The organism is Candidatus Zixiibacteriota bacterium (assembly GCA_035380245.1).
In the GTDB taxonomy this organism is placed as follows: domain Bacteria; phylum Zixibacteria; class MSB-5A5; order GN15; family FEB-12; genus DAOSXA01.
The window spans coordinates 291,317-304,782 of the sequence record DAOSXA010000002.1; the positions used below are offsets into that span (position 1 = coordinate 291,317).

At 52.8% G+C, this 13,466-nt stretch carries 10 protein-coding genes and 1 pseudogene; all 11 read right to left on the bottom strand.

Features of this window, described 5'->3' with window-relative positions; all coding sequences use genetic code 11:
• Positions 1-118: 118 nt before the first annotated feature.
• The 11 genes and pseudogenes from PLF13_06415 to flgA all read right to left on the bottom strand — a co-directional run bounded on the left by PLF13_06415 (position 119) and on the right by flgA (position 13,461).
• Positions 119-2,302 carry a flagellin gene (locus PLF13_06415; GenBank protein ID HOP06909.1) on the bottom strand — a complete coding sequence of 728 codons (2,184 nt, stop codon included), beginning with the start codon at positions 2,300-2,302 and terminating at the stop codon, positions 119-121.
• A 312-nt stretch (positions 2,303-2,614) separates the two neighbouring features.
• Positions 2,615-5,218: a tetratricopeptide repeat protein gene (locus PLF13_06420; protein HOP06910.1), complete on the bottom strand. Its 2,604-nt coding sequence runs from the start codon at positions 5,216-5,218 to the stop codon at positions 2,615-2,617.
• Between the two features lie 80 nt (positions 5,219-5,298).
• Positions 5,299-5,775, bottom strand: coding sequence for a flagellar assembly protein FliW (gene fliW / locus PLF13_06425; protein HOP06911.1), 477 nt, complete (start codon positions 5,773-5,775; stop codon positions 5,299-5,301).
• A gap of 22 nt (positions 5,776-5,797) precedes the next feature.
• Positions 5,798-7,750: a flagellar hook-associated protein FlgL gene (gene flgL, locus PLF13_06430; GenBank protein HOP06912.1), complete on the bottom strand. Its 1,953-nt coding sequence runs from the start codon at positions 7,748-7,750 to the stop codon at positions 5,798-5,800.
• Between the two features lie 173 nt (positions 7,751-7,923).
• A pseudogene (csrA, locus tag PLF13_06435) lies at positions 7,924-8,106 on the bottom strand (carbon storage regulator CsrA).
• A gap of 41 nt (positions 8,107-8,147) precedes the next feature.
• Positions 8,148-9,542, bottom strand: coding sequence for a flagellar hook-associated protein FlgK (gene flgK / locus PLF13_06440; GenBank protein ID HOP06913.1), 1,395 nt, complete (start codon positions 9,540-9,542; stop codon positions 8,148-8,150).
• Positions 9,542-10,027 carry a flagellar protein FlgN gene (locus PLF13_06445; protein ID HOP06914.1) on the bottom strand — a complete coding sequence of 162 codons (486 nt, stop codon included), beginning with the start codon at positions 10,025-10,027 and terminating at the stop codon, positions 9,542-9,544. Before PLF13_06445 ends, flgK begins: the two co-directional genes overlap by 1 nt.
• Before the next feature lie 52 nt (positions 10,028-10,079).
• The gene (locus PLF13_06450; protein ID HOP06915.1) at positions 10,080-11,027 is read right to left on the bottom strand and encodes a transglycosylase SLT domain-containing protein; all 948 of its coding nucleotides are present in this window, start codon (positions 11,025-11,027) and stop codon (positions 10,080-10,082) included.
• Entirely contained in the window at positions 11,027-12,163 is a 1,137-nt protein-coding gene (locus tag PLF13_06455) for a flagellar basal body P-ring protein FlgI (protein HOP06916.1), read from the bottom strand. Before PLF13_06455 ends, PLF13_06450 begins: the two co-directional genes overlap by 1 nt.
• Before the next feature lie 10 nt (positions 12,164-12,173).
• The gene (locus PLF13_06460; GenBank protein HOP06917.1) at positions 12,174-12,761 is read right to left on the bottom strand and encodes a flagellar basal body L-ring protein FlgH; all 588 of its coding nucleotides are present in this window, start codon (positions 12,759-12,761) and stop codon (positions 12,174-12,176) included.
• A gap of 22 nt (positions 12,762-12,783) precedes the next feature.
• Positions 12,784-13,461 (bottom strand): flagellar basal body P-ring formation chaperone FlgA, encoded by a 678-nt coding sequence (flgA, locus tag PLF13_06465; GenBank protein ID HOP06918.1) that lies wholly within the window; start codon positions 13,459-13,461, stop codon positions 12,784-12,786.
• Positions 13,462-13,466: the final 5 nt, after the last annotated feature.

A 13,466-nucleotide genomic window follows, 5' to 3' on the forward strand; every position in this document is an offset into this window, starting at 1 on the left:
TCCTGTATTAGGCGACATCAATGTCTCGCTGAGCCCATTGTTGTTTATTTACCCTTCGGGAGAGCTTTTAGCTCTCCCGAAGGTATTTGCTCGGAAAGCTTAAGAGCTTTCTTACTTATTAACCGAACAGTGACAGAACCACCTGCGGAACCTGGTTGGCCTGAGCGAGCATAGCCGTACCGGCCTGCATCAGGATCTGGTTCTTGGTGAATTCCGACATTTCGGAGGCCATATCGGTGTCACGGATCGACGACTCAGAAGAAGTCAGGTTCTGAGCGGCGATACGGAGGTTCCGGAGGTTGGATTCCAGAGTGTTCTTCTGGAAGCTACCGAGAGTACCACGAGTCGTGGACACTTCATTAATGGCCTGGTCAATAATAGCCTGCGCATCCTGAGCGCCTTCGGCGGTGGTTACGTCAATCTCGGACAGCGATGAGAACATGTTGCCCGCGATGTTCATACCAAGAGCCGTAGCGGCCATGTTGCGCAGCGAAATGTTAGCCGTCTGACCAACGTTACCACCGATCTGGAAGACCAGTGACTGGTCAGTGTTGCTGATCGTCTCGTTGCCGCCTTCAGAGGTCAGGCCGTAGTTGACCGTGATCCACTCACTGCGATCCGCAGAGTAAACCACCGCATCCACGCCGGCTGTGGCCTCAACCGCGGTACCGCCATCGAGCTGGACGGCGAACTTGGTCGCGGTCGTGGTGAGCAGCATATTGCCGGTGTCGATACCGTTGGCCGCCGAAGCCAGGATGACATCCAGCGTTCCCTGATCGGCTTCACCGTAATCGGCTGTCCACAGCGTCGCCGTACCGGTCTGACCGTACTCGACGGACGTAATGGTGTTGGCATAACCGTTGAAGTCGATAATGGCATCGGTACCGGCGTTGGCCTGAGTATCCGCAGTCAGACCAAGCACATTACCCAGATCTTCGGAGTTGTTGCCGGCTTCGGCCTCGAACTTGATCGAGTAGTCCGAACCCTCGTCGAGGGTGCTGAACTGCAGACGGTTGTTGTTGGAAACCGCAACCGAAATATCATTCTCGCCCGAACCGTTGGCAACGGTTCCGAAAATAGCAAGCAACTGGGTGTTGATCTCATCGGCCAGATCGGACATGGTCGTATAAGTGCCGTTGGTCACGTCGATCTGCTGAGAGGTCTGGGTGCCGTTGGCTGTGACTGTCGTAAAGGTCAGGTGAGCGTCGGAAGCGCCGCGGTTGGACTGCTGAGCGAAGTTCAGAGTGGACGCGGTAGCGTCGGTGGATGAAGCCTCAGCGCGCAACGAATACTGGGCGCCCTCGTCGGCATAGCTGAACGAGAACTTGGTACCGCCGCTGGAAGCGTCGTAAGAAGTACCCACCTCGATATTGGAGAGTTCACTATTGGCACCGATGGCGCTCTCCAGCTTGGTCTTCACCGTTGAGGCGGTATCGGACGCGCCAATGGAGATCGTGAATGACTGATTGCCGATCGGCGTGGAGCCATTTTCCTGCACGTTCAGGATGAAGGTGTAGGTACCGGTATTGCCGGCGCCGGCGGTGAACTGACCGGTGGCACTGACGGTCGCCTTAGTGGCAGCACCGTCGATGACCTGCAGACCGTTGCCCCAGGCATCCGTGATGGACATAGCCGAGCCGGTTTTGCTCGCTACATCGGAGGACTGCACGACGTCAAGGTTGTGAACACCTTCATCGAGGTTGTACGGATCACCGTCGGTGTTAGCGAGGGAGATACCGTAGGAAGTGGTGTTCAACTCAGCGGTGGCATCGGCGGTCTTGACCGCGGACAGCGAGTAGGTACCATCACGCAGGTTGGAGTTGGTCAGGGTCACGTCCGAAATGTTCGGGCTGGTGATCGTGGCCACGTTCTCCTTCGAACCGTCGAGCAGGTTCTTGGTACCGAACTGGGTGTTGGCAGCAATACGATTGATCGTGGCAATCGCGTTGCGAATTTCTGCCTGGTCGGCAGCGAGCTGGTCAGCGTCGTTGAAGCCTTCGTTCGCGGCGTGAATAGCCAGTTCTCTCATCGAAGTCAACAGCGAGTTGATTTCGGTCAGAGCACCTTCAGCCGTCTGAATCATGCTGACGCTACCTTCCGAGTTGCTGATCGCGCGCTCGAGACCGGCGATCTGCGCCCGGAACTGTTCAGAAATTACCAAACCGGCCGGATCGTCCGAGCCTTTGTTGATCCGGTAACCGGATGACAGCTTCTGCATCGAATCGTTAAGATCGGAAGTAGTGTTGATCAGGTTCCGATGCGCGTTCAAAGCCGCCAGGTTGTGATTAATGCGAAGTGACATGTGTCAATCCTCCTTGAATGGTCCGGGGTATCCTTACCCCATTTTGTCTATTGGATTTCCTTGTTTTCATCACAACGTCACTTCCGATGACAAACGTGCCAGAGTTACAGTCCCATCGTACCCCGGTTTGACGGTAGTTAACCTGCGTCTGATCCTCCTTTCCAGGAATCATCGTGTTTATCCATAAAATGGTTCAATCGCTTTCTTAAGGTCATAAATCGGCAGAACCTTTAACAACTTTATGGGGTAAATCCTATTGATTGTGAAAAAAGCAGGCAGTTGACCTTCCAGATCGAAGAGCTGCTCCGGAGATCAGATCTTCGCTGCTTTAGCTATTTCAGTCAATCTTTGTCGAGCAGGTGCGAAATCAGGATTGATTTGAAGTGCCCGGCGGTACCCCATAGCCGCGGAGTCATTGTGCCCCATAGCTTTATAACACTCCGCCAGCTTAAATAAAGCTTCGGTATCGTTTGGATTCGCTTGTAAAAAGCGCTCAAAATGTACTAAGGCGTGCTCCGGTTGACCGGTGATTATGTAAAGCTCACCCAACGCACTAACCGCTTGCAAATCATCCGGTTCTACAGCCAGATAAGACTCCAGCGCCGCTATCGCCTGTTCGGGTTGCCCTTGCCGGAATCGAGCCAGACCAAGATTACGCAAGCTGTGGGCTGGAGCTTCTTCGGTCTCAGTCGCCTGAAGGTAGCACGCCACCGCATGGTCGTAATCCTCGAGGCGATAGTGGCAGTTGCCCAGATCGTTAATCAGCGCTGCATCCGACCAGTTACGCTCCACGAGACTCTGGTAAAGATCCCGCGCCCGTGCGAAGTCTCCGGCTTCGAAACAGACCTCGGCCAGTCGGCGCGTCAATTGCGGTTGATTTTCATCAATGGATATGACCTGCTCTAGCATTTGTCGCGCCCGATCTAGGTCGCCGCTTTCTGCAAAAAACAGTCCCGCATTGGTCAGCACCGTGAGGTCGTTCGGTTCCAGCTCAACCGCCTTGAGATAGTACGTCTCAGCCTCAGCAAGATTGTTCTGCAATGCACATATATAACCGATACCGGCCGCCGCCATACCGGCAGGTTGGCGACTCGCCAACTGCGCCTCAAATTGGGCCCTGGCTTCCGGTAATTTGTTCTCCTTCAGATAGATATTCCCAAGTCGCAAGGCCGCCTGCAAGTATCCCGGTGTATGTTCGAGAGCCCGGCGATAGAACTCGGCCGCATCCTCACGCCGGCCCAGTGATTCCGCGGCCAGTCCCTGTCCATACAGGGCGCCGCCCCGGCTGTCCGGATGATAGAGAATCACCGGTAACGTTTCTCGATGTTCATTATAAGTCGCCTGAGTATCGAGGTACTTCTGATAAGCGACAATGGCCTGCTCGTAGTTTTTCTTACGGCTCTCGACATTTCCCAGAAGGAGCAGCGGATCGAGATAATCCGGCTTGAAACTGAGAGCTCTCAGAGCATACTCCTCGGCCTCCTCCAGGTCACCGGCAACGATCGCAATCCAGCCAACATGGTTCAAAGACATGACATGCAGACCGAGCTCGCGCGAAACATCAGGATCGTTCAGACGCACCGCCTTGAGCGCCGCCTCGCGGGCCCGCTGCATGAGGGCCGGATCGTTTTCATCAAGTCTCCCCCGCAACGCCTGGGTCACATTGAACCAGGCAAAACCGTTGTCGGGATTTTTGGTAATTTGCTCTTCGAGCAACGCCATCGTGCGTTCGAATTTGGCCTGCATCTTTTCCGGTGACAGATCGTACCCCAAATGCTCCAGGCTGATCGGCGCTCGCGTTATGTGAGAGCCCTCCGGCACCTGCAGGCTGTTGTGGACAATCCCCTCATACCGGAAGTCCAACTTACGCCGCCACAGTCTCACCGAATTGGCACAGGTGATACGATGATCGGAACGACCGTACAAATTGAATACATTAATAGAGATGATTTCATGCTCGTCGCTGTTGATCAGGTCGAGCAGCAGCGGGACTTCTTTTTGGTTAACCCGCTCATCGGCATCTATAATGAAAACCCAATCGCTTGTAGCCAACTCCAACGTATAATTACGATGCTTCGAGAAATTATTCTCCCACGGCTGATGAAACAGTTTTGCTCCATAAGACTCGGCAATGGCGCAGGTGTTGTCGGTGGAACCGGTATCGACGACGATAATCTCATCAACCCAGTCCCGCACCGACTCCAGCGCTCCCGGCAGAAGTTCTTCCTCGTTCTTGACCATCATGCACGCTGAAACAGTTGCTTTCTGTTTCAACACTTTTTGGGTCATTCGCAGCTCTTCTACCGCGCTACATAGCTGCGTACCCACCTCAGCCACTTGTCCAGCGGCTTCAATATCTTCTCCATCGCGATAAAGTTGAATCAACTCCAGGTAAATGCGCTGATCAGTCGGGTTTAAAAGAACGCAACGTTCCAGATATTCTCGGGCTTTTTCCTGCCGTCCGATTTGAAGCGAAGCGCGTCCGGCGGTTAAACAGGCTTCAAAGGTTCTCCGGCATGCCGCTTGCGACGGAGCTTCTTCCCATCCGGATAAAAACAACTCTGCTTGTTGCAGAGCATTGGCCCAGTCGCGCATTTTCCAATAAGCCTTGGCCAGCGCCAGATTGAGCGGCCCGGGGTATTTATCGTTGACATAAGCAGCAAAACGATCGATCACATCGCCGTATTTCTTGTCGTAAAGCCAGCCCTCGCACAGCATTGCTTTCAGGCGTCCAGACTGCTCCGACTTATCGTCAAGGGCTATAATTCGCTCGCTATAAGGATCGAGGAGGTCATTGATTTTTACCAGTTCATCATTGACCAGATATCGCTCCGCGCGATCTATTAGCTCTTCGATATCAAACGGGATATCGCCGGAAGTTTTCGGCGGTGATGTTTTACTGCGTGTTTTACTCATTGTCTCTTCCTATGGGACAGCTCATTCGAGAGAAGTGCCGCATCCCGGACTCCACCCGAGTCAAAGCTCTGTTCTTTTCTTCAGACCAGCGCCGGTTCTCGACGTCGAACAGGTTCGGGTTTCCGGTCCGGAATGGCCTCGACCAGAGAATGCTTGACTTCGTAACGAGAGTTCACCAGGACCAACTGCTTGGCGAAACCATTCTCGGTATTAATGAGAATCGGCCCCTGCAGGTTGGCGGTGATGTTCTCCATACGATCCGCAAGCGTCACGATGACATAAGTCTCGACGGCGCGAACATCGTCTATTTCCAACTCAGCGATTTCATTGGGATTCACCTCGATACGATAATCGGGGTAAAATACCGCCGGGTTGACCACGACAAATGCCACACCTTCGTTTTCCGTCGAATGGAGCCAGAGAAACGGACTCAACTCCTCTCTCTCGATCAGACAAAAACCGGTCAGGTGTTCGAAACCGAGGATCGGCCGTTTCATTGCTATCAGCTTGTCCTCGGGGATATCGAGCTGACCGAATTTGATGCTTTTAATCAGCATGTTTCCTATCCTTGCTGCTTCGTCAATCCAGGAAGTTCAGAAGCGACGGTTGTATGATTTTGGCAGCCGCAGCGAGCGACGCCTGATAATTGTTTTCTTGTGTTGCTAAAGTCGTTACCAGTTCAGCGAGATCGGCATCCTCGACTTCGGAAAGACGTTCCGTGTAAGCCAAATCGAGTTCGGACAACCTGGAATCGGTTATCTCCAATCTCTTGGCCTTGGCCCCGACAGAGGAGCGCGCTGTCAGGAGATTCTCAATCGCGGCATCGAAGTCGTCGAGGAGCCCCTGTATAGCTTCCTCGTCGTTATTACGCAATGCGTTTTCGAGCAACTTCACCGTGCCAATCGTATCGGATGCTCCGTACAGTTCGAGGCCCTTGGCGGTTTCCGTATCATCGCCGTCCTCGATCGTAAATGAACGAGTGGTATCGTTGTTCACGATTTGAATCCCGGTACCGGCATCGTTTATGGAAGCAGTTACATCCATACCCGTAGCGTGAACAGCATCTATGAAGTCCTGTACCGTGATTATCGAGGGGTCGCTCAGATCGATAGTCCGCATCCGCTCACCCTGCCAGATCACAATCTCGCCTAGTTCCATACCGTTGCCGTTGACCGCATCAGCCAGACGACTGTCGGCAGTGAGACACGGATCGAGATCGGTCCCGGAGATGGTGTTATAATACTCACCGGCGATACCCAGATCGGCTGCTGTCGTTCCGGATGTATCGGCAATTTCGATACTGATCGACGGAGACAAATCCTCACCGGTAAGAGTCGGATTGATGTTTCCTAAAATACCCAGATCGGCCGCCAGGGTATCGGTCGAACTGCTTTCGACGATACTCAATCCCAGCGGTGTGCCGTTGGTATCGGTAATTTCCAATGCTGTACCGGCAGCATTGATTTGCATCGAGACATTAGCCAGATCAGGATTAGGATTGGAGGCCATGGCAGCGTTGAACTTGCTTACGATATCGCCGATTGTGGTCGAGCCTGAAAGATCCACTTCGATATTACTTCCGGAGCCATCGGAGATATTGAGGGTTGCCGGATTCATATCGACACCCTCACGATTGCGCAGTACCGACAACGCCGTATCGGATGTGATCTGCCCGCTCGGATTGGCTTCGAACATGATGTTGTTACCGGTAACTCCGATCTGAGCCGTGATATCAGTGATACCGTCGGCCGCCAGTTGGGCATTGATGGCGTCGATAGTATCCTGCACGGTTGTTGCGCCGGCGGTGGCTAAATCGATCGTCGAGGTGATATTCAGATTCCGATCGGTGATAGTAATCGTTCCGGGAGTAGCTCCCGACGTAAGATCGACACCGCTGCCGCCATTGAGATCAGCCAACAACGTATCGGAGACTACGCCGATGTTATAATCCGAATTCTCGCCCAGGGTGGTCAATTGCTTGAAGAATACATCGGAACCAAGGAGATTTACGCTCATCCGCGAGTCGCTTTCGATCTGCAATTCGACCACGCCGTCATCTCCCAGATAGCGAGCCCCATTGCCCGTAGCGACAACGGCGTCCGATCCGGTGCGATAACCGGCGAAAATCGACCGACCACCGTACTCGTTGTTGGCCAGTTGCAATATCCTCTCATATATATCGAGGATTTCGTTGGCTTCGGATTCACGCACCGTCCCGTCGTCATCAGCCTGGGGATTAGCCATCGAAATAGCTATCTCTTTAGCGCTGGTTACCATGTCTTTCAGGTCGGCCAGAACGCTGTCGTAGGTTTCCAGAAGATTGATGCCCTCGCTTACTGTCGTACGATACTGAGCTATCTGCGACAGTTCGGCCCGGTAGTCGAGATCTCGCATGGTTCCGACCGGATCATCGGAAGCCTTGTTAATCCGCTTCCCTGACGACATCTGCGTTTCCATATCGAGAAATTTCGCCAGCGCTCGCTGCACGTTGAAGACCACCTGGCCGGTGATCATGTTGCTGCTTACCCGCATAACCGAAGTCCTCAACCGTTCGTGGGATGATCTTCGCCGTTTTGGTGCGGTGTACGGCGACGTCCACGATCGTCTTTCTTGTAATCAATCTCCGGAGGCTTCGCTTTTTCAGCGCCCGTCCCGGATAGTTTTCCCTTGAGCATGCTGACCATACCCATTAAATCATCCTTGATCGACTTTGAAGCACGTCGGTTTTCAGCCTGTATTTTCACATAGACTTCTTCCCGATGCACTACAACATTCATGGGGGCGTCAATACCCAGCCGGACCTGGCGTCCATGAACACCCAGGACCGAAACTTTGATATTGTCACCGATTGTTATCGATTCCCCCAACTTCCTTGTCAGAATTAGCACGTAACCCTCCGTGGTGTTACTTTTTTATCTTCTTCTTATTCTCAACGTCCAACTATGCCCATGCCGCTAATTACCGTGTCAAGCGCTTCATCCATAGTCGTTATGACCCGGGCTGCGGCATCGTAGGCATGCTGGAATTTCACTAAATTCGTCATTTCTTCATCAAGAGAGACTCCCTCAACCGATTGTCGAGCATTCTCAACCTGATTGACCAGTAATTCATAATTTGAGGTGAAGCTCTGGGCTTCATAGGTCATAACGCCCAGTGAGCCTATCATACTGTTGTAATAATCACTGATTGAGCTGGCGCCGTTGTCGAGGACACGAGCATCAGCCAGATCAGCTATTTCGAGCGCGACGCGGTTATCTCCTTCCTCACCGCTGGTTCCCGACATAATTAAAGACTCATCGAGCGTGATTGCTGTATTGATGCGGATATCGGAAGCATTCGTATAATTGGGATCGAAGAACGAAACCGCCGTCTGACCGCTGGATGCAGTTCCGGTTTCGTGCAGTGCGTTGACTTGGGTCACTACAGCTTCGGCCAGAAGATTGAGTTCTTCCAGTTGTTCCGGGATAATATCATCCCGAGAATCGATAATCCCCTTGAGTTTCCCGTTAGTATTGCGAACCTCGATATCCGTTCCTTCCCATACGAGAATATGGCGAGGATTTCCATCGACATTCTCGGTCTGAGCCTCGATATAATGTGGTTCGTTGCCGTCGACAATTGCCATCGATCCGACATAAACGATCATATCGCCGTTGCTGCTCTCGTGGGTGTTGACATCCAGGTAACCCGACAGCTCATCGATAACCAGATCGCGAGCATCACGAAGGTCATTGGCATCAACACCTCCGACTTCAGCCACCTTTATTTCATGATTCAGACTGGCGATATCGGACAACATGAGATTGATCTCACTCACCGTTGCCACCAGATCGGAATCGATACTGCTCTGGAGGCGAGTTAACTGAGACGACATGTCGTGAAAACTGTTGATCAGCGTATTGGCCTGCGATAGAATCTCCGTCCTGACCGAAGAACTATCCGGATTGGCTGCCAGATCGGACCAGGCCGACCAGAACTCATTCAACCGATCGGACAGTGTGTCATCAGCCGGTTCGGAATAGAGCGCTTCGATCTGACTTAAGGTCTTTTCCTTGTATGACCATTGCCCGAGCGACTTGTTTTCCTGCCGGTATTGATCACCGAGGAAAAGATCCTTTACCTGGCGGATATCAGTCGCGGTCACTCCGGTTCCGACGGAGTAATTAGCCGACGTATCCGGTGTGGTCGTAGTGGTGATCACCCGCTGGCGCGTATACCCTTCGGTATCCACGTTGGCGATGTTGTGACTAATTGTCTGAAGACTGACCTGATGGGTCAGCAGGGCTCGCTTACCCAGTTCCAGTCCTTGAAATAATCCAGACATTACGCACTCCTATCCACGACGACATTGTCGCCTATTGCGGCATTGGCTCCATCGCGGGCATAAGTGGGACGCGGTCCGTTGACTCGTGACAACATTTCCATCATGCGGGCGATTGACTCACGGGAACGGTTTATCAGAAGTGCATTCTGATTTCGCGTCCGTGTGATTTTATTGTGAAGTGAATAGACTAAATCACGCAGGCGGGTTAACTGGTCCGCCCGAGTGCTGTCGATCAGTTCGAGCAAGCGAGTGACGTTCAGATCACCCTCGATCGCATTAACGACCTTAATCCGTTCGATCTCTTCCTCGCGCTGCCGGTTTAGCAGTTGGCTCTCGATCGTTTTCTCGCGGAGTGTCTCGGTCAAAGCGCTGAGTCCGTCCCGGTCGTTTGCCACCAGCAACTCTTGTTGTCGCTGGAGTAACGACAAGAAGGTCTCGAATAACTCGACTTCTTTGGAGAGTATTTTAACCAGGCGATCTGTCATAACATCCCATATTCCGTGATCGGGTTCTTGTATTCTTTATGTCGGTATTCCGTTACTGCACTTTAGCTTCACTGTGGGAAACGCTTTTTCGTATAGCACGAAATTCCGTCATTACTTTTTCCACATATTCCTGTGTTTCGCGATACGGCGGCACACCGCCGTATTTCTTGACATTCTCCGGACCCGCATTGTAAGCGGCCAGAGCCTGCTCGGTATCGCCGAAGCGATCTATCATTTTTTTCAGATAACGACTGCCGCCGGCGATATTTTCCTTTGGATCAAAAACTTCGGTCACATCCATATCGGTTGCCGTGCTGTCGACCAACTGCATCAGTCCTTTAGCGCCGGCCTTTGAAACAGCCGAGGCATCGCCGTTTGACTCAGCTTTGATGACCGCCGTAATGAGGGCCGGGTCGATCTCGTTTTCACGCGCCGCCGACCGAATGTGGCGGCCGTATTGTGATATTATCTCGGCTGTATCGAGCGGCCCCGAAGTCGTTTGTGGAGTTATCGAGATACTTGTTGAACTAGATTCAGGCAGTCCTATCGGCTGCTCCTCTGATTCAACATCTCTGAATTCATCTTGATTGAGCTCGATCGGGATTGACTCACTGCCGTTCAAGGGATTCAGTTCCGTGTTATCACTTCCCACTCCGTATTCGGCTTCGATCAGCGGCAGCATGGAATTGTACAACATATCCCCGATAGATCGACTCCCCCCTCCAGCCATCTGACGGGCTACCTCCATATCGAACAAGTCGGTAAAAATGTCCTTGCCGTTGGAACTAGACAGCATCCCTTCATCTTCGAATGGAGAATCCGGGATCGTTTCGCGCATCGTTTTCAACATGTAATGCGTGAAAAACGCCTCAAACTCCTGGGTAGCCTTTTTCAGCCGTTCCTTTTCCGCCTCGAGCGTCTTCCCTTTCGATGCGCCCAGACGTTCGATAACGCTGTTGGAGACGGCCGCCCCGGCCGCTGTCGGATCCATTGGAGTCATTACATAATCACCAACTCCGAACGCAATGCGCCGGCCTGCTTAAGAGCCTGGAAAATTGCGATAATGTCGCGGGGAGTAGCGCCAATCTTGTTGAGTGCCGCAGCTATATCCTTCAGATAAACCGCCCCCTGCATATGTGTCACACGCGCCTTTTCGGCTTCGACATTGAGTCGCGATTGCTGTGTGATCACCGTCTGACCAGAACTGAACGGTTCCGGTTGCGAAATCAGAGGAGTCGATTGAATACTGACCGTAATCGTGCCGTGGGCAATCGCCACCGGCTCGATCGTCACATGCTGACCGGCGACAATGGTTCCGGTCTTTTCATTTATCACTACCCGGGCAGTGTTATCCGGGACGATTTCCAATTGACCGATATCCGAAATGAACTTGATTCGTGTCGACGGATAAGCTAGTGAATCCGGCACCATGATTCGCACGGTACCGGCATCAACGGGATAAGCCGCCAGGCCATAGGTTATGTTGATCCGCTCCGAAACTCGGTAAGCGGTGGTAAAATCAGGATTATGGAGAGCCAGGCGAATTTCCCGGCCGTTCTCCTCGGTTGACGTCAGCTCGTTGGTTACTTTCGCTCCGTCCGGCACCCGGCCGACCAGAGTGTAGTTATTCACAATTTTATTGGCGTCGTCGACCTTGACGTTGAATCCGCCGATGGAAACCGGTCCCTGCGCCAGGGCATAAACAGAACCGTCAATTCCCGCCATGGGCGTCATAAGAAGTGTCCCACCCTGAAGACTGGAGGCATCTCCGACCGACGATACGGTTACATCGAAACGCGCCCCCTGAGTCATATGACTGGATACTTTTCCGGTCACCATTACCGCCGCGACGTTTTTCACTTTGAGTTTGTCCGGATCGACCGTCAGCCCCATACGCTCCATCATATTGGTCAACGACTGAACCGTGAATTGAGCACCGGTCCCGTCCCCGGTTCCGTCCAGACCGATCACCAGACCGTAACCGATCAGGTCCTGCTCTTCCATGTTCTGGAACGAACAGACATCCTTTATTCTGACCTTGGTGGCGTTGACATCAGGCACGAGCAACAACATGATCGACAGGAGCACGATCAGGCCGGTTGGAGTAGCCAGCCGATTCAATAATGTAGCAATCATCGCAGCCCCCTTAAAACAACCAGTTGATCAATCGCGTCACCAGCCCCGGACGAGCGGCCGTGTTGGCAGCTCCTTTGCCGGTGTAAGCGATTTTGGCGTCGGCGATCAGATAGCTGTCCACCGTGTTGTCCGGATTAACGTCTCTCTGGCGGACTACCCCGGAGAGGTTGAGAATTTCTTCATCACCCGACACGCCTACGGTACGTGAGCCCTCGACGATCAGATCACCGTTGGGTTTCAAACCGACAACGGTAACGGTCATCTTGGCTTTGAGACTCCCGTTGCGCGAATGCTCGCCCTTGCCGTCATGAGTGAGCGAGGCATCGCCGTCGACACTGAACAATGGAATGAAATCCAGGGGGCCGACACCGGGACCGCCCGAGGTCGAAGCCTGCGTCGTTTTTTCGGTCTTGGTCTCCGCGGTTTGTGAAGCCTGACTCGCCTCATAAATGAGAACGGTCAATATATCGCCCACGCGGTTGGCCTTGATATCCGTAAACAAAGACTGCCCCTGGCCAAATCCCTGACCGCGCACTTCCAGTGCAAACGGCAGCAACAACAACACGAACAAAATAATCACCATCTTTTTGAAGCTCATCATGTGCTCCTTTGCATCCATCCTATGGCTCTACCGCCACGGCGCTGTGATCAACGACCCTGGCGACAATGATCTTATTGGAAGAAGTGTTCTTGACTTTGACATACTCTCCGGCGATACCGGTCTGCATGACCTTGCCGGGAGCGGTAATGCGACAAAGACCGTCGCTGTAAACGATTTGCACATCGGAACCGGGTTCCACATCGGGAATCTGCTCCACATCGCCGCTGGTCAGTATGTCGCCGACCCGTAAGTTGCGACGGGCGCGGCATCCCTGCAGTTCCTCCATCGACATAATCGTTTTCTCTTGAAGGTTGGTTACTTCCATACGTCGATGCATGAGATCGTCGGGCTCGAACAGATCGCTCCGGCCGACTTTGTCGGTCAACACCAGCACATCGGCGTACTTCTTTATCTTTAGTCGAATCTGACCCGACTCAATCTCTTGACCGTCAACCGTAACGATCGCCTTCACGGCAAACAATCCCAGTGGATCCTTCTGCGTCAAAGGTCGTACCGACAACTCATCGAGCGTTACTTCGGCCATACGCAAAGGATTGTTCAGGATTTCGATTTCATAGACGGTAGAATCGAGCTGGTACATCTGAGCGATATGTCTGACAACCGCTTCATCGGTGGTCATAGCCCCCACGACTGTCCCCATCAGGAGCAGTATCGATAAAAACGTTATTCGCCGCATGATAC

What these genes read in the sequence shown, in the direction of transcription:
- PLF13_06415 (HOP06909.1), bottom strand. Translation starts at nt 2,302, where the DNA reads ATGTCACTTCGCATTAATCACAACCTGGCGGCTTTGAACGCGCATCGG.
- PLF13_06420 (HOP06910.1), bottom strand. Translation starts at nt 5,218, where the DNA reads ATGAGTAAAACACGCAGTAAAACATCACCGCCGAAAACTTCCGGCGAT.
- fliW (HOP06911.1), bottom strand. Translation starts at nt 5,775, where the DNA reads ATGCTGATTAAAAGCATCAAATTCGGTCAGCTCGATATCCCCGAGGAC.
- flgL (HOP06912.1), bottom strand. Translation starts at nt 7,750, where the DNA reads ATGCGGGTAAGCAGCAACATGATCACCGGCCAGGTGGTCTTCAACGTG.
- flgK (HOP06913.1), bottom strand. Translation starts at nt 9,542, where the DNA reads ATGTCTGGATTATTTCAAGGACTGGAACTGGGTAAGCGAGCCCTGCTG.
- PLF13_06445 (HOP06914.1), bottom strand. Translation starts at nt 10,027, where the DNA reads ATGACAGATCGCCTGGTTAAAATACTCTCCAAAGAAGTCGAGTTATTC.
- PLF13_06450 (HOP06915.1), bottom strand. Translation starts at nt 11,027, where the DNA reads ATGACTCCAATGGATCCGACAGCGGCCGGGGCGGCCGTCTCCAACAGC.
- PLF13_06455 (HOP06916.1), bottom strand. Translation starts at nt 12,163, where the DNA reads ATGATTGCTACATTATTGAATCGGCTGGCTACTCCAACCGGCCTGATC.
- PLF13_06460 (HOP06917.1), bottom strand. Translation starts at nt 12,761, where the DNA reads ATGAGCTTCAAAAAGATGGTGATTATTTTGTTCGTGTTGTTGTTGCTG.
- flgA (HOP06918.1), bottom strand. Translation starts at nt 13,461, where the DNA reads ATGCGGCGAATAACGTTTTTATCGATACTGCTCCTGATGGGGACAGTC.